Origin of the sequence: Couchioplanes azureus (assembly GCF_014648355.1) — a bacterium.
GTDB lineage: Bacteria > Actinomycetota > Actinomycetes > Mycobacteriales > Micromonosporaceae > Actinoplanes > Actinoplanes azureus.
Window position 1 is genome coordinate 310,062 of sequence record NZ_BMQY01000005.1, and the last position, 16,262, is coordinate 326,323.

At 72.9% G+C, this 16,262-nt stretch carries 14 protein-coding genes; 6 read left to right on the plus strand and 8 right to left on the minus strand.

From position 1 onward, the window contains the following. The gene (locus IEY99_RS19940) at positions 1 to 279 is read left to right on the plus strand and encodes a hypothetical protein (protein ID WP_189205347.1); all 279 of its coding nucleotides are present in this window, start codon (positions 1 to 3) and stop codon (positions 277 to 279) included. Further along, the gene (locus tag IEY99_RS19945; protein WP_189205349.1) at positions 276 to 1,631 is read left to right on the plus strand and encodes an alpha/beta hydrolase; all 1,356 of its coding nucleotides are present in this window, start codon (positions 276 to 278) and stop codon (positions 1,629 to 1,631) included. The genes IEY99_RS19940 and IEY99_RS19945 overlap by 4 nt, the downstream gene beginning before the upstream one ends. Here IEY99_RS19945 and glmS read toward each other — a convergent pair. Next, a complete protein-coding gene (gene glmS / locus IEY99_RS19950) occupies positions 1,618 to 3,504 on the minus strand; it encodes a glutamine--fructose-6-phosphate transaminase (isomerizing) (RefSeq protein WP_189205351.1) in 1,887 nt (628 codons plus the stop codon). The genes IEY99_RS19945 and glmS overlap by 14 nt on opposite strands. 199 nt (positions 3,505 to 3,703) lie before the next feature. On the opposite strand from glmS, the gene IEY99_RS34950 reads away from it, so the two are divergent. Together IEY99_RS34950 and IEY99_RS19960 are read left to right on the plus strand one after the other, a co-directional pair. Continuing rightward, on the plus strand, positions 3,704 to 4,666 hold the full coding sequence (locus tag IEY99_RS34950; RefSeq protein WP_189205353.1) for an MmpS family transport accessory protein: 963 nt from the start codon (positions 3,704 to 3,706) through the stop codon (positions 4,664 to 4,666). A 23-nt stretch (positions 4,667 to 4,689) separates the two neighbouring features. Continuing rightward, on the plus strand, positions 4,690 to 5,874 hold the full coding sequence (locus IEY99_RS19960; RefSeq protein WP_189205355.1) for a pyridoxal phosphate-dependent aminotransferase: 1,185 nt from the start codon (positions 4,690 to 4,692) through the stop codon (positions 5,872 to 5,874). Positions 5,875 to 5,934: 60 nt separating this feature from the next. Here IEY99_RS19960 and glmM read toward each other — a convergent pair whose 3' ends face one another. The 3 genes from glmM to rplM form a co-directional block, all read right to left on the minus strand. Beyond that, a complete protein-coding gene (gene glmM / locus IEY99_RS19965; protein ID WP_189205358.1) occupies positions 5,935 to 7,287 on the minus strand; it encodes a phosphoglucosamine mutase in 1,353 nt (450 codons plus the stop codon). A gap of 149 nt (positions 7,288 to 7,436) precedes the next feature. Next, positions 7,437 to 7,943: a 30S ribosomal protein S9 gene (rpsI, locus tag IEY99_RS19970; RefSeq protein ID WP_229798986.1), complete on the minus strand. Its 507-nt coding sequence runs from the start codon at positions 7,941 to 7,943 to the stop codon at positions 7,437 to 7,439. 20 nt (positions 7,944 to 7,963) lie between these two features. Next, a complete protein-coding gene (gene rplM, locus IEY99_RS19975) occupies positions 7,964 to 8,407 on the minus strand; it encodes a 50S ribosomal protein L13 (protein WP_015619048.1) in 444 nt (147 codons plus the stop codon). 424 nt (positions 8,408 to 8,831) lie between these two features. Here rplM and IEY99_RS19980 point away from each other — a divergent pair, with 424 nt between their 5' ends. Beyond that, the gene (locus tag IEY99_RS19980; protein ID WP_189205360.1) at positions 8,832 to 9,911 is read left to right on the plus strand and encodes a uroporphyrinogen-III synthase; all 1,080 of its coding nucleotides are present in this window, start codon (positions 8,832 to 8,834) and stop codon (positions 9,909 to 9,911) included. Positions 9,912 to 9,924: 13 nt separating this feature from the next. On the opposite strand, the gene IEY99_RS19985 is transcribed toward IEY99_RS19980, so the two are convergent. From IEY99_RS19985 to IEY99_RS20000, 4 genes are read right to left on the minus strand one after another with little or no spacing between them, the layout of a single operon-like run. Continuing rightward, on the minus strand, positions 9,925 to 10,545 hold the full coding sequence (locus IEY99_RS19985; RefSeq protein ID WP_189205362.1) for a GTP-binding protein: 621 nt from the start codon (positions 10,543 to 10,545) through the stop codon (positions 9,925 to 9,927). Then, positions 10,526 to 10,888 carry a DUF742 domain-containing protein gene (locus tag IEY99_RS19990; protein WP_189205364.1) on the minus strand — a complete coding sequence of 121 codons (363 nt, stop codon included), beginning with the start codon at positions 10,886 to 10,888 and terminating at the stop codon, positions 10,526 to 10,528. Before IEY99_RS19990 ends, IEY99_RS19985 begins: the two co-directional genes overlap by 20 nt. 47 nt (positions 10,889 to 10,935) lie before the next feature. Beyond that, positions 10,936 to 11,349, minus strand: a complete 414-nt coding sequence (locus tag IEY99_RS19995) for a roadblock/LC7 domain-containing protein (protein WP_071808900.1) — start codon at positions 11,347 to 11,349, stop codon at positions 10,936 to 10,938. Next, positions 11,346 to 14,540 carry a sensor histidine kinase gene (locus IEY99_RS20000; RefSeq protein WP_189205365.1) on the minus strand — a complete coding sequence of 1,065 codons (3,195 nt, stop codon included), beginning with the start codon at positions 14,538 to 14,540 and terminating at the stop codon, positions 11,346 to 11,348. Before IEY99_RS20000 ends, IEY99_RS19995 begins: the two co-directional genes overlap by 4 nt. A 471-nt stretch (positions 14,541 to 15,011) precedes the next feature. Between IEY99_RS20000 and IEY99_RS20005 the strand changes: the two genes are divergently transcribed. After that, the gene (locus tag IEY99_RS20005; protein ID WP_189205366.1) at positions 15,012 to 16,172 is read left to right on the plus strand and encodes an ABC transporter substrate-binding protein; all 1,161 of its coding nucleotides are present in this window, start codon (positions 15,012 to 15,014) and stop codon (positions 16,170 to 16,172) included. The last annotated feature ends 90 nt before the right edge of the window (positions 16,173 to 16,262 follow it).

Below are 16,262 nucleotides of genomic sequence, written 5' to 3' on the forward strand. Positions count from 1 at the left end.
ATGAGGCCGGATATCGAGGTCGACACCGAGGGCGTGCGTGCCTGGGCAGCGGCGCTGGCGAGGACGGGCGGGCGGCTGCACGCCGATCCGCCGTCGCCGGTGCCGGGCCCGCACTGGTCGGCCACCGACGCCGGCACGGTCGCCGCCGCGGCCGCCCGGCGTGTCCTGGCCGCGCTGGCGGACGACATCATCACCACGGGACGCGAGGCGGTCAGCGCCGCCCGGGACTACGAGACCGCCGACGATCGCGCCGCCGCACGCCTGCGGGACCTGCGATGAGCGTGCTCCAGGCGACCGATCCCGGCCACTGGGTGGCGGCGGCCCTGGCGTGGCGATCCTGGGCGTCGGCGGCCGGGCACTGGGCCGCCGAGGTGCGCCGCTGCGCGACGGCGCTGCGCGCGGTCTGGCGTGGCGCGGCGGCCGACGCGGTCGGCGCCAGACTGACCCGGTTGCACCGCCTGCTGAACCTCTTCCGGCTCGGTTGCTGGGCCGCCGACCAGGCGCTGAGCGAGTTCGCCGCGGCGCTGACCCGGGCCCGCGCCGGTGCCGACCTGCGGGCGGCCACGGCGGCGGACGCGACCGCCAGCGCGCTGCTGCGCGGGCTGTTCGTGATCCCGGCGTCGCCGCCGGGCGCCGATCCACCGGCCTGCACGGCTGCGCCCGCGGAGGTGGGCCGGTGGTGGGCCGGGCTCCGTCCGGGACAGCGCGAGTGGTTGCTCGCCACCGAGCCGGGATGGATCGGCTCGCTCGACGGGGTTCCGGCGGCCGCCCGCGACCGCGCCAACCGGCTGCTGCTCGACGCTCTGCGGATCCAGGGCACGCTTGCCGACCGGCTCGCGGACGGCGACGGGCCGCGGGCGTACCTGCTGGGGATCGATCCGGCAGGTGAGGGACGCGCGGTCGTCGCCCTGGGCGACCCGGACCGGGCGGAGAACGTCCTGACCCAGGTGCCCGGCATGACGGCCGGCCTCGCGTCGTTCGGCGGCGAGCTGGCCCGCGCGGAGAGGATCGCGGTCCGGGCGGGCGAGCTGGCGCCGGGCACGGCCACGAGTGCGGTCATGTGGCTGGGCTACGACGCCCCCGACTTCCTCGGTGAGGCGGCGAGCCGGTCGCGGGCCGACGCCGGCGCCCTCGCCCTGCGACGTTTTCAGGACGGCCTCCGCGCCGGCCATGAGGGTCCGCCGGCCCGGCACACCGTGCTGGGGCACAGCTACGGGTCCCTGGTGGTCGGCGCCGCCGCGGCGAGGCCCGGCCTCGCCGCGGACAGCCTGGTCTTCGTCGGCTCGCCCGGGGTCGGCGTGGACTCCGCGGCGGACCTGCACATCCCGTCCGGGGAGGTCTGGGCCTCGACCTCCCGCACGGACGTCATCCAATGGGCGGCCGTCTCCCCGCGCAGCCTGGCAGAGGATCTGCTCACCGCCCAGGCCCGGCCGGCGGGGGCCCTGCTCGCCTTCGGCCGGCCCGAGGACGACCTGTACCACGGCACGAACCCCGCCGATCCCGCCTTCGGGGCGCGCACGTTTCCGAGCCAGGCCGGCGCCGGGCACCTCGGTTACTGGGACGAGGGCGGCCCGGCGCTCGACGCGCTCACGAACATCACCCTGGGGCGGTCCGATGTCATTCCACGGTGACGGACTTCGCCAGGTTGCGCGGCTGGTCGACGTCGTGGCCGCGGGCGGCGGCGATCTCGCAGGCGAGGATCTGCAGCGGCACGGTGGTCATCAGCGGCGCGAGCAGGGTGGGCGTCCGCGGCACGGAAATCAGGTGGTCGGCGTACGCGGCCACGGCGTCGTCGCCCTCCTCCGCGATCACGATCGTCCGGGCGCCCCGGGCGCGCACCTCCTGGATGTTCGAGACGACCTTGTCGCGCAGCACGCCCCGGCCGGCCGGCGACGGCACCACGCAGACCACCGGCGTGCCCTCGTCGATCAGGGCGATCGGGCCGTGCTTGAGCTCGCCGGCGGCGAAGCCCTCGGCGTGCATGTAGGCGAGCTCCTTGAGCTTGAGCGCGCCCTCGAGAGCGACCGGGAAGCCGACGTGGCGGCCGATGAAGAGCACCGTCGAGGCCGTCTTCAGGTCGCGGGCCAGCGCCCGCACGTTCTCCATCTGGGCCAGCAGGTGGCGCAGGTCGTCCGGGGTGCTCCGGAGCCGCTCGACGACCGCCGCGACCTCGTCGGCGTACATGACGCCGCGGACCTGGGCGAGGTGCAGGCCGATGAGGTAGCACGCGACGAGCTGGGTCAGGAACGCCTTGGTGGAGGCGACCGCGATCTCCGGGCCGCCGTGGGTGTAGAGCACGGCGTCGGACTCGCGCGGGATCGTCGAGCCGTTGGTGTTGCAGATGGCCAGCACGCGCGCCTTCTGCTCCTTGGCGTGGCGCAGCGCCATCAGCGTGTCCATGGTCTCGCCGGACTGGCTGATCGCGATCACCAGCGTGGAGCGGTCGAGCACCGGGTCGCGGTAGCGGAACTCGCTGGCGAGCTCGACCTCGCACGGGATGCGCGTCCAGTGCTCGATGGCGTACTTGGCGACCATGCCCGAGTGGTACGCCGTGCCGCACGCGATGATGAAGACCTTGTCGACGTCGCGCAGGTCCTGGTCGGTGAGGCGGACCTCGTCGAGCACGATCTCGCCGCGCTCGGAGAGCCGGCCGAGCAGGGTGTCCGCGACCGCCTGCGGCTGCTCGGCGATCTCCTTGAGCATGAAGTAGTCGTAACCGCCCTTCTCGGCGGCCGAGGCGTCCCAGTCGATGTGGAACTCCTTGCCGGTGGCGGGCTCGCCGGCGAAGTCGGTGATCTCGATGGCGCCCGGGGTGATCAGGACGACCTGGTCCTGACCCAGCTCGATGGCTTCGCGGGTGTGCTCGATGAAGGCGGCGACGTCGCTGGCGAGGAAGTTCTCCCCCTGGCCCCGGCCGACCACCAGCGGGGAGTTGCGGCGGGCGGCGACCACCGCGTCCGGCACGCCCAGGTCGACCGCGAGCAGGGTGAAGGCGCCCTCGAGGCGGCGCACGGCGCGGCGCATTCCCTCGGCCAGCAGCTGTGGGCCCTCGGCCTCGGTGCCGGACTCGCGCAGCGCGCGCATCTCGGCGGCGACCAGGTGGGCCGCGCACTCGGTGTCGGTGTCGCTGACGAACTCGACGCCGGTGGCCTCCAGCTCGGCGCGCAGCCGGGCGAAGTTCTCGATGATCCCGTTGTGGATCACTGCCACCCGCCCGTCGGCGGAGAGGTGCGGGTGTGCGTTGCGGTCGGTGGGCCCGCCGTGGGTGGCCCAGCGGGTGTGCCCGATGGCGGTCGGCCCGGTGGCGATCCCGTCGCCGGCCCGCTCGGTCAGGGCCTTTTCGAGGTTTGCCAGTTTGCCGGCGCGCTTCTCGGTCAGGATGACGGTGTCGTCGATGACCGCGACACCCGCGGAGTCATATCCGCGGTACTCCAACCGACGGAGCCCGTCGAGGACGATTTGCAGCGCCGGACGGTTGCCGACGTAACCCACGATCCCACACATGTGGGGGAGCCTAGCGGACCTCCGCTCATGGCCGCTGCTCGAGAGGCATACTTTCGCGCATCGGACGTGATCGAAACATCCGTTCGGTCAGGTGTGGGCCGCTTCCGGGCGGAGTCCGGGCCGACCCTGACACGACCGGGTGATCCGTTCCTGGCGTCGGGGGCGTACCGTCGGCCCGACGCCTGCTCTGGAGGGACCCTTGAGCCATCCACCGCCCTCGGACCCGACGCGCCCGCTCCCGCCGGAGCCGCCTTCGGGGCAGCCCTGGTCGTCCCCGACCGGCGACGCCCTCGCGGCTCAGCCCCTCACCCCGCCGTCCACGCCGCAGAGTGTGCCGCCCTCGGTGCCGCCGGGCGAGGAGCCGACCGCACTGCAACACTCACCGGCCCCGCCGGCCCCTCCAGCACCCGGGGTGCCGCAATACCAGCCCGGGTACGCCTCGCTGCCCGAGATGCCGGCCAGCGCGCCACCGGACGGCTATCCGCCGACCTCACAGTTCCCGGCGGTCGGCCAGACCCAGTACCAGCCGGAGTACGCACCGCCCGCGGGATACGGTCCCCCGCCGGGATACGGCCCGCCCGGCTACGGCGCCCCTCCCCCGCCTGCCCCGAAGCGCAGCAACACCCCGCTCGTGGCGGTCCTCGTCGCGGTCACACTGCTGCTCTGCGCCGGCGGGATCACCTCCGCGGTCCTGCTGGTCAACCGGGCCACCGACAAGGCCAAGGAGACCATCGAGTCGCTGCCGGACGTGCCGGAGGTGCCGGACCTGCCGACCAACGCGCCGGCGCTGCCCACGGACCTGCCGGGGCTGCCCACCGACCTGCCGGAGCTGCCGACCGACCTGCCGACCGGCATCCCGCAGCTGCCGGGGACGGGCGAGGAGATCGAGGTCGAGTACAAGGTGACCGGCGACGGCCCGGTCGAGATCGTCTACATGGGCGAGCTGGGCAAGGAACCCAAGAGGGTGCGCAACGCCTCCCTGCCTTGGCACAAGAAGGTGAAACTGCGCGGCTCCTCGCTCGTCTCGGTGGTCGCCGTCCGCGGGAGCACCTCGGAGGGCACGATCTCGTGCAGCGCGACGGTCGACGGCGAGGAGGTGGCGCAGAAGACGGCCAGCGGCGGCAACTTCACCACCGCCTCCTGCACTAAAGTGATCTTCTAGCGCGGGGCCTTAGGCTGGCGGGCGTGACGACGACCTCGGCGGACCCGCTCGTCGGCCGCATGCGCCCCTTCGGCACGACCATCTTCTCCGAGATGTCCGCGCTCGCCGTGCGGACCGGCTCCGTCAACCTGGGGCAGGGATTCCCCGACACCGACGGTCCGCCGGAGATGCTGGCCGCGGCCGCCGAGGCGCTGCGCTCGGGCGCCAACCAGTATCCGCCGCTCGCGGGCATCCCGGCGCTGAGGCAGGCCGTGGCGGCGCACGAGGAGCGGTTCTGGGGGCTCACCCGCGACCCGGACACCGAGGTCGCGGTCACCGCCGGGGCGACCGAGGCGATCGCGGCGACCATTCTCGCGCTGTGCGAGGCGGGTGACGAGGTGGTGTGCTTCGAGCCGTACTACGACTCGTACGCCGCGTCGATCACGCTGGCCGGTGCCGTGCGGCGACCGGTGACGCTGCGCCCCGGCGCCGACGGGCAGTACGCCTTCGACGAGGGCGAGCTGCGCGCGGCCTTCGGGCCCCGGACCCGCCTCGTGCTGCTCAACACGCCGCACAACCCGACCGGCAAGGTCTTCACGCCGGAGGAGCTCGCGCTGATCTCGCGGCTCTGCCAGGAGCACGACGTGTACGCCGTGACCGACGAGGTCTACGAGCACCTCGTGTTCACCGACGCCGCCTCGCCGCACGTGCCGCTCGCCTCGTTGCCGGGGATGCGCGAGCGCACCCTGCGGATCTCGTCGGCGGGCAAGACCTTCTCGTGCACCGGCTGGAAGGTCGGCTGGGCGACCGGCCCCGCGCCGCTGGTCTCCGCCGTGCTCCGGGTCAAGCAGTTCCTGACCTTCGTCAACGCCGGGCCGCTGCAGCCGGCCGTGGCGGTGGCGCTGACGCTGCCCGACGCCTACTTCACCGGGTTCCGCGACGGGCTCCAGGCCCGCCGGGACCGGCTGGTGGCGGGGCTGACCGACGCGGGCTTCGCCGTGCTGCCGCCCGCCGGCACCTACTTCGTGACCGCCGACATCACGCCGCTGGGCGGGAGCGACGGGGTCGAGTTCTGCCGCGCCCTGCCGGAGCGCTGCGGGGTCGTGGCGGTGCCTACCCAGGTCTTCTACGACCACCAGGACCAGGGCCGCCACCTGATCCGCTTCGCCTTCTGCAAGCGCGAGGAAGTGATCGACGAGGCCGCGCGGCGGCTGCGCAGCCTCGCCTGAGACCTGCCCGCCGGCCACGGGCGGATCAGCGACCGGACGGACCAGGAACCGGACCGCGGATCAGGACGGGCTCGCCGCCCGGACCTCGTCGGCGACGCGCTCGGCGACCGTACGGGCCTGCTCCTCGGTCGCCGCCTCGACCATCACCCGGACCAGCGGTTCCGTGCCCGACGGGCGCAGCAGCACCCGCCCGGTCTCGCCCAGCTCGTTCTCCGCCAGCGCCACCGCCGCCTGCACGGCCGGGGCCTCGGCGCCGGCCTGCCGGTCCTGCACGGGAACGTTGATCAGCACCTGCGGGAGCTTGTGCAGCACCGCCGCCAGGTCCGCCAGGGACTTGCCCGTGGACGCCATCGTGGCCATCAGGTGCAGGCCGGTGAGGACGCCGTCGCCGGTCGTCGCGTACGCCGGCATGACGATGTGGCCGCTCTGCTCGCCGCCGAGGGCCAGGTTGCCCGCGGTCAGCTCCTCGAGCACGTAGCGGTCGCCGACCTTCGTCTCGATCAGGCGGATGCCCGCCTGCTTCATCGCCAGCCGCAGGCCGAGGTTGCTCATCACCGTGGCGACCAGCGTGTCGTCGGTGAGCGTGCCCGCCTCGCGCATCGCCAGCGCCAGGATCGCCATGATCTGGTCGCCGTCGACGACCTCGCCGGTCGCCGTGACGGCCAGGCAGCGGTCGGCGTCGCCGTCGTGGGCCAGACCCAGGTCGGCGCCCTCGCGGATCACCGCCTCGCGGAGCGACTCCAGGTGGGTCGACCCGCAGTTGTCGTTGATGTTGAGGCCGTCGGGGTCGGCGTGGATGGCGACGACCTCCGCGCCGGCCTGCTCGTAGGCGGCCGGGCCGACGTCGCTGGCCGCACCGTTGGCGCAGTCGACGACCACCTTGACGCCCGCCAGGCTGTGCGGCGTGGCGGCGACGAGGTGCTTCACGTAGTGCTCGGCCCCGTCCAGCAGGTCGTGCACGCGTCCCACGCCGGCGCCGGTGGGGCGGCCCACGAGCCCGTGCCCGTCCTCGACCGCCGCCTCGATGCGCGCTTCGAGCTCGTCCGGCAGCTTCTGGCCGCCCGGGGCGAACAGCTTGATCCCGTTGTCCGGCATCGGGTTGTGCGAGGCGGAGAGCATGACTCCCAGGTCCGCCTGGGCCTGTCCGACCAGGTACGCGACCGCGGGGGTGGGCAGCACTCCGACCCGGACGACGTTGGCGCCCGCGCTGGTCAGGCCCGCCACCACGGCCGCCTCGAGCATCTCGCCGCTGGCCCGCGGGTCCCGGCCGACGATGGCGAGGGGCTGGTGGCTCCGGTCGGTCTCGATCAGCACCCGGGCGGCCGCGACCGCGACCGAGAGCGCCATCTCCGGAGTGAGGAGGTCACCGTTTGCCAGGCCGCGTACGCCGTCCGTGCCGAAGAGTCGCCCCATGGCGGTCGTTCCTTTCGCCGGTCCGTCCCTACCAGTAAAGGCGGACCGGTGCGTTGTTCGGGCGGGGAAATGCGAAACGGCCGGGTACGCCCCCGCGTGGGGCCGTACCCGGCCGTCCGATCAGACGTGGTGCAAGGCGAGCGCGGCGATCAGCGCTTCGAGTACTGCGGGGCCTTGCGGGCCTTCTTGAGACCGTACTTCTTGCTCTCCTTGACCCGGGCGTCCCGGGTGAGGAAGCCGGCCTTCTTCAGCGCCGGACGGTCGTCGCCGTCGTTCGCGATGAGCGCGCGGGCGATGCCGAGGCGCAGCGCGCCGGCCTGGCCGGTGATGCCGCCGCCGCGGAGGTTGGCGATCACGTCGAACTGCTCGGCCTTCTCGGCGGTGTTCAGCGGCTCGCGGATGAGCTGCTGGTGCACCTTGCTCGGGAAGTAGTTCTCGAGCTCGCGGCCGTTGCAGATGATCTTGCCCGAGCCGGGGACGAGACGGACCCGGACGATGGCCTCCTTGCGGCGGCCGACGGTCTGGATCGGACGGTCACCCGGGCGGGGAGCGCGCACGGGAGCGGGCGCGGCCTCGACGACCACCACGGTCTCCGCGGGGGCCTCAGCGGGTGCCTCGACGGTCTCGACGACCTCGGGCTCGACGATGTCGGACATGCTGTTTCCTTCGCCCGCGCTCACTGCGCGATCTGCTTGATTTCGAACGGCACCGGCTGCTGCGCGGCGTGCGGGTGCTCGGCGCCCGGGTAGACCTTCAGCTTCTTGATGATCTGACGGGCGAGCTTGTTGTGCGGGAGCATGCCCTTGACGGCCAGCTCGACCGCGTGCTCGGGCCGCTTGGTGAGCAGCTCCTCGTAGCCGACCTGCTTCAGACCACCCGGGTAGCCCGAGTGCCGGTAGGCGACCTTGGTCTGCCGCTTGTTGCCGGTCAGCGCGACCTTGCCCGCGTTGATGATCACCACGAAGTCGCCGGTGTCGACGTGCGGGGCGAACGTCGGCTTGTGCTTGCCGCGCAGAAGAGTGGCGGCGTGGGTGGCCAGGCGACCCAGAACGACGTCAGAAGCGTCGATAATGTGCCACTGACGCTCGATCTCACCCGGCTTCGGGCTGTACGTACGCACAGAATTACCTTGTCTCGTCGTCGGTCCTGGGGGCGCGCGCCTTGTTCGTCATCAACGCGGTGCGTCAAGCACGAACGTCAAGCGTACCCGAAGGGGGACGCTCGCAGCCGTCGCACAACAGCAGGCAACAATACCCGCCTGCGCGGCGCGCGGTCAAAACGGGCTAGGAGGCCCGTCAGGCCGACGGACCGCATAACTTATCGGCCCCAGGATAGGCCGTGCCTCCCGGCGCGCCGACGGCGGGTGACGTGTTTCCGCCCATGGAGTGCCCGTGCGGGCACGAAAGCCTCTTAGCGGACCCGAAACATGCGGGACGCGGGCCCGAAATCACCCACCGGCACCCTTCGGTCATGGCCAGTGGCACGGACACCCCGGCGACCCGGCCCGGCACCGCCCCGCCCGTCCGGGGAGGGCCGGCCGCCGCATGACGCCGGACCGGACGAAAGAAGCGCGGAGATCGCCGAGGGAGCCGACGGCGTCGTTGTCCGGTTACACGGTCGCCGTCACCTCGGACCGCCGCCGCGACGAGCTGGCCGCCCTGCTCGCGCACCGGGGCGCCCGGATCGTGCTGGCACCCGCCCTGCGCCTCGTACCGACCGCCGACGACGCCGAGCTGCGCGCGGCCACCCGGGAGTGCCTCGCCACGCCGCCGGACATCGTCCTGGCCGGCACCGGCCTGCAGGGGTGGATCGGCGCCGCCGAGACCTGGGGCCTGGCCGGGCCACTGCGCAGGGTGCTGCTCCGCTCCCGTCTCGTGGCGCGCGGGCCGAAGGCGCCGCCGGACGGCACCGTCGAGGAGGTCGTCGACGACCTCACGGCCCGGGGCGTCGCCGGGCTGACCGTGGCGATACACCTGCCCGACGAGAGCCAGCCGGAGCATGCGGAGATCTTGCGCGCCGCCGGGGCCCGGGTGGTCGAGGTACCGGCCTACCGGTGGGCGCCGCCGATCGACCCGGCGCCCCTGCACCGGCTGGTGGATCTGGTCACCGGCCGGCTCGTGGACGCGGTGACCTTCACCTCGGCGCCCGCCGTGGCCGCCGTGCTGCGGGCCGCCGGGCCGAGCGCCGATCGGCTGCTGGAGGCGTTCCGCGGGGACGTGCTCGCGGCCTGCGTCGGGCCGGTGGCCGCCGCTCCGCTGCGCGAACGCGACGTCCCGGTGGTGGCTCCCGCGCGGGCCCGGCCGGGCGCTCTGGTCCGTACGGTCGCCGAGGAGCTGCCACCCCGGGCGCTGACCATCGAGGTGACCGGCCACCGCCTGACCCTGCGCGGGCATGCCGCCATCGTCGACGGTGACCTGAGGCCCCTCGCGCCGGCGCCGATGGCGGTGCTGCGCGCGCTCGCCGCGGCTCCCGGCCGGGTGCTGTCCCGGGCGGCGCTGCGGCGCGCTCTGCCCCGCGGCGACGAGCACGCGGTGGAGATGGCCGTGGCCCGGCTGCGCGCCGGGCTGGGCGTGCCCGGCGTGATCCAGACCGTCGTCAAACGCGGCTACCGGCTGCCCGCCTGAGGATCCGGCGGGCTCATCCGACCGGAGCCGGGTAGCCGCGCTCCTGCTCGGCCACCAGCGTGCGCATCGCGTGCTCCACGACGCCGACCAGCACGTGCTTCACCGACTCGCGGTGCCGCGCGTCACACATGATCAGCGGCACATGCGACGAGATCGCCAGCGCCTCGCGCACCTCGTCCGGCTCGTACTGGGGCGCGCCGTCGAAACAGTTCAGCGCGACCAGGTACGGCAGGTGCCGGTTCTCGAAGTAGTCGAGCGGCGCGAAGGCGTCGGAGATGCGGCGGGTGTCCACCAGCACGGCGGCGCCCACGGCACCCCGGATCAGCTCGTCCCACATGAACCAGAAGCGCGTCTGGCCCGGTGTGCCGAACAGATAGAGGATCAGGTCGTCGGCCATGGTGATCCGACCGAAGTCCATCGCCACCGTGGTCGTCTCCTTGCCCGGCACCTTGGACGCGTCGTCGATCCCCTGTCCCGCCGAGGTCATGACGGCCTCGGTGGTCAGCGGCTCGATCTCGGAGACCGCGCCGACCAGCGTCGTCTTTCCCACGCCGAAGCCACCAGCGATGACGATCTTCGCGGAGGTGATCTCCTTGGGTTGCGCCCCCGCCCGCTCAGAGCTTGCGAAGTCCACTCAACACCCTTTCCAGCAGATCCATCCGCTCCGTGAACCCTTTCTTGGGAGCGGCACTGTGCAGCGACAACATCCCGTCGGCGACCATGTCGGCGACGAGAACCCGGGCGACTCCCAGCGGGAGCCTGCTGTAGGCCGCGATCTCGGCCAACGACTGTGCCCGGGGCTCGCACAGCACGGCTATGCGGTACTTGTCGTGCCCGGCGAACCGGGCTTCCTGAACGGCGGCCTGGCTTGCCACCAGCACTGCCTCGATGGGTATCTCCCGGCGCGGCTCGGTCCGGCCCCGGGTGACCGCGTACGGGCGGACCAGATTGCCGCGGGGGTCGTGCGGCTGTCCCATCGAGCGGTCACCTCCTTCCGGCTGTCGCACGCGTCGTGGCGACGGTCCTAGACCTGACCCGCGACGGCCTCGCGCGGCGCCGGCACCAGGGCGGCGCCGACCCGCTCGACCAGCAGTGCCATCTCGTATCCGACCTGGCCGACATCGCAACTTCGCGCGGCCAGCACGGCCATCGACGATCCGTCGCTGATGGACATCAGGAACAGGTATCCGCTGTCCATCTCGATGATCGTCTGCTGCACCTGGCCGGCGTCGAACATGCGGGACGCGCCGTCGGTGAGGCTGACCACGCCGGAGGTGATGGCCGCGAGCTGGTCGGCGCGGTCCGCGGGCAGGTCCCGGGACGAGGCCAGCAGCAGGCCGTCGGCGGAGACCGCGACCACGTGGGCGATGCCGGCCACGCTGTCGGCGAAGTTGCTGAGCAGCCAGCCCATGTCCTGCATGGTGGGGGGCCTGGTCACTGTCCGTTCTCCTTAGCAGCAGATGCGCCCGCGGCAGCTTCCTCGCTGCCTGCCGTACGCCCTCGTTGCACCCCTCGGTGGTACGCGGAGAGGAGGCCGCGTACCTCGTCCGGGCTGCGCCGTTTCTGGTTGCGTGGGTTGCTCTCGACGCCGCCGGGCACCAGCTGCGCCTGCGGCACCCGCTTGGGCAGCCCCGAGCGGGTGGTGCCGGTGACGGTGGGCTCCGCGGCCGCCATCGCCCGCTGCCAGCCCTCGTCGGCGGCGGTACGCCACGCGTCCTCCGCCGGCCGGCGCTGCCGGGGCACCGCCTGGCCGTCGCCGTCCGCACGGTCCTCCGCCGGCGACGGTCCACTCTGCCGGGCGCTCTCGGCGGCCACCGTGGCCGGAGCCGGTGGGACGGAGACCACCGGCGACACCGGGACGGCGGAGATCGGGGCGGCGTGCGGCGTCGGGCCGGGCGGAGCCGAGGTGGCAGTGGCGGTGGTGGTGGCGCCGGCGGTGTCGGGGACCACCGGGTTCGGCGGCGGCGCGTAGCCCGCGGTCGGCATGCCCCACTCCTGCGACATCGAACCCTCATGCCCCTTGAACCAGCTCTGTTGCATCTGCAGGAAGATAGGCGCGGCCTCGGGCCGTTCCTCACGCGGTGCCGGTGCGGGAGGAGGCGGCGGGGACGGCATCGCGGCGAGCGCGGCTCCCCACCCCGGCGACCCGGCGTCCGTGGGCCGCGGGGGCCGGTCGTCCCCGGGGGTCCCGGTCCCCGCCGACGGCACGATCGGATATGCCTTCGTCGGGGACCCGGCGAGCCCGGCGTCCCACACCGGGGTCCGCGCCGGATCGGGATCCACCGGCTGGGCGACCCGGGTGGGCAACGACGGCCGGTCGTCGACCCCGCGCTTGGGCAACGCGGGCCGGTTCGGCGTCGGGAAGCCGTCGCCCGTGCCCGGCCGCTGCGACGGCAGCAACGGCAGCTGCGGGTGGGCGGGCAGAGCCGGCTGCGGCGGCGCCGGGATCGGGGCACCGTCGGGCTCGCCGGTCCGCGGGTGGCCGGCCGCGGAGTCCGGCGACCGCAGACTGGGGACGATCGCCGGAAGAGTGGCTGTCTCCGCGGCGCCGCGACCCAGTGGCATCGGATCGTTCCAGCCCGTCGGCGTCGGATCGAGCTGCCGGTTGCCGCGGGTGTGCGGGTCCAGCGGCCGGGTGCCGGGCAGCACCACGATGCTGTTCGGCAGCACGACCTGCGCGACCGTGCCGCCCTCCAGGTTGGCGCGCAGCTCGACGCGGATGCCGTACCGGTTGGCGAGCCGGCTGACCACGGCGAGGCCCATCAGGCGGAAGGCCGCCACGTCCACGTCGGTCGTCTCGGCCAGCCGCCGGTTGAGCGCGTCCATCTGCTCCTCGGACATGCCGAGGCCGCGGTCCTCCACCTGGATGACCACGTAGTCGCGGATCCGCCGGCCGTCCGCGACCACCACGGTGTTGGGCGGCGAGAAGCGGGTGGCGTTGTCCAGCAGCTCCGCGACGAGCCGTACGACGTCGTTGACCGCGACGGCGGCGATCGAGATGTCGGTGTCCACCGTGCCGAACTCGATGCGGTTGTAGAGCTCGACCTCGGACTGCGCGGCGCGCAACGCGTCGACCACGAGCGCGTCCTCGCGCCGCGGCGCGCTGGAGTCGGCGCCGGCGAGGACCAGCAGGTTCTCGTCGTTGCGGCGCATCCGGGTCGCGAGGTGGTCGAGCTCGAAGAGCTGGGCGAGCCGCTTCGGGTCCTCCTCGCCGCGCTCGATCTGGTCGAGCTCGCCGATCATGCGGTCGACCAGGTTCTGCGAGCGGCGGGCCAGGTTGAGGAACATCGCCGAGACGCTCGTCCGGAGCGCGGCCTGCTCGGCCGCCACCCGGACGGCCTCCTTGTGGACCACGTTGAAGGCCTGCGCCACCTGGCCGACCTCGTCGCGGTTGCTGAGCCGGATCGGGTCGCGCACCTGGCGGACGATGTCCTCGGCGCCGCCCTCGCCCAGGTTGCGGACGTCGCGCAGCCGGGCGACGGCGTCGGGCAGGTCACGGTGGGCCACCGCCAGGGCGCCCTCGCGCAGCCTGCGCAGCGAGAGGTTGAGCGAGCGGGCCAGCACGACGGCCAGGGCCACCGCGATGATCAGGGTGAGCAGCACGAGGGAGGCCTCGACGGCGGCCTGCCGGGTGACCGCGGCGCTCTCGTCGCCGGCCTGCCGCAGCGCCTGCTCCTCGAGCCGCTGCTCGGCCCAGCGCATGAGGTCGACGACGGACCCTATGGACTGGGTGATGTCGCCCGGGGTGACCGCGGCGCCCCGCAGCAGCTGGGTGGCGATCTCGTCGGCGAGGTTGACCGCGTCACCCGAGACCGTGCTGTCCACCAGGGCCTGTTGCGCGGGGGTGGCGACCAGGGTGAAGCCCTCGAGCGCCTCCTGCTGGCCGGTCTGCGTGGAGGTGAAGACGGAGAGCTGCTCGTCGCTGGTGTCTCCGGCGACCCGGGCGGCGTACGCGACCGCCTCCTGCTCGGCGGTGCCGGCCTTGGCCCGGGTGAACGCGGAGACCGCGCGGAGGCTGTCGGCGACCGCGCCCTCGCCCGCGTACTGACTGAGCAGCTCGCCGTAGCCGACGAGGTCGGTGATCACGACGCCGTAGCGCAACACCGCCTCGGCGACGGCGATCTCGTCGCGATCGGTGATCTTCTTCCGGGTCGCGTCCATCGTCCGCAGATGATCGTCGATCCGGGTCAGACGGGCCTGCAGGGCCGCCGGCGGCTCGCCCTGGGCCCGCCGGACCACGGAATACTGCTGGATCCGCCGGTCACTTTCCGAGATGACAGCGTTGTAACCCTCCGGCGCGGCCCGCGGATCGGCCAGGTATTCGGCCGCCGCGATGCGCTCCCGATGCAGTTGATGGGTCAGCTCGGAGACGTCCGTGGAGAGCCGGGTCAGGTCTTCCACCTGACTCGCGTCCAGGGCCCGGCCGCCGACGTCGACCAGCCGCACGGCGGCGAGCGCGAGCACGGCGAGCAGCGGCACGAAGAGGATCAAGGCCAGTTTGGACCGGATCCGGGCGTCGCGCAGCCGGGGAAACCACCGGCGTCGATCACCCTCGTCGCTGCTCGGGCCGGGATCGACGGCGGCACGCGCGAGACGGGTCGAGGGCTGGGTCGAAGATCCGGTGCTCACGACATCTCCTCGCTGATCGTCCCCGCTTCTCTTCGCCCGCCCGTTCGGCGTCGCCCGGGCCCGGCCGATGACGGCGGCAGGGCCCGTGCCACACGCGGCACGGCCGCGATTTCATCAGAGTCGGCAACCGTTTGGGAAGTACGAGACCGCCCGAAAAAAGGGATCACGAAAGCTCGACAATCACCGGAACGGGTCGACAAGCGACAGTGCGTAGGCGTTGACGTGCGCGAATGTAACCGTAACCACGGCATGTGTCGACACAGTGACGCTCATCCATCAAGATTCCAACCACTATGTGAGATCGCCGTCCCGCACACCACGTCGGGCGCGGCTTGACCAGCAACCTTCACGTTGGCAAGGTTTGGCGCGATCGGACGGACGCGCTGTCCGTGTTTTCGCGGTCCACTCCGGACAACATCGCGTTTCCGGGACACACCTCGTCCCGTCTCCGCCCTCGAGGAGGCACCCCCAGTGAGGCTCCCCCGCCGCCTGACGGCGTCCGCCGCCGCATCGGCGCTCGTCATATCCGCCCTCACGGGCTGCGACTCCGGCAGCGAACCGGGCACGAAGACCGACGTCGTCATCGGCGCCGACCTGGCGTCCGGCTCGGTGCTGGACGCCGCGTACTCCCGTGCGCTGCAACTCCGGGTCGAGCAGATCAACGCCTCGGGCGTGCTCGGCGAGCACAACCTCGTTCTCCGGATCCAGGACAACAAGTCCGACCCGACAGCGTCGCTGCGCAACATCAGCACGCTCGCCGACGATCCGGCGGTCGCCGCGATCATCAGCGGTGGCTGCAACGAGTGCGTCGTCGGCGCCGCCAAGACCATCAACGACAAGCGGGTGCCCACGATCGCCCTCGCCGCGGCCGACGAGGTCAGCATGCCGGTCGAGAGCCGCCGGTACGTCTTCAAGCTCGGGCCCAACGCGAGCGACAGCGCGGCCGCGCTCGTCGCCGACCTGGTCCGCACCCGGACCAAGTCGGTCGCCCTGCTCTACTCCGACGACCTCTACGGCAAGGGCGGCCGCGCGCGCATGGCCACGCAGCTGGCGCGGGCCGGCATCGGCGTCACCCGCCAGCTTCCGGTCAAGCCGACCGCGACGGACGTCACCCAGACCGTCGGCACCCTCGCCGGCACCGATCCGGACGCCCTCGTCGTCTGGACCGGCCCGGAGCAGGCGACACTCGCCGCGGTCGCCGCCAGGGCCGCCGGATACAAGGGCCGGACGTACTTCGACGCGGCGGCCGCGGGCGACCTCTTCCTGCCGCAGGAGGCCGCGGCGGCCACGAGCGACACCACCATGGTGTTCACCCAGATCCTCGCGATCGACGACGTGATCGCGACGACCCCGGCCAAGGCCGCCCGCAAGCAGTGGTTCCGGGACTACACCTCCCGCTACGGCAGCTACTCGGGGGTCGCCTCGTTCGGCGCGGACGCGGTGAGCCTGATCGCCGACGCCGTCGCCAGGGCCGGCGGGAACCGCCAGCAGATCCGCGACATCCTGGAGACCTCGCAGACCGACGGCCTGTCCGGCCCCATCCGGCTGACCCCGGACAACCACTCGGGCCTCATGCCGCAGGCGCTGACCCTGCTGGTCGCACGCAGCGGTCGCTGGCGGCTGCTGAGCTGACGCCTCCTGGACCGCGGTGGGCGCCGGTCACGGCACCGGCGCCCACCGCGGCACGAACCCCGGTCCAGCGCCGGAGGAGCCCGGCCCGCG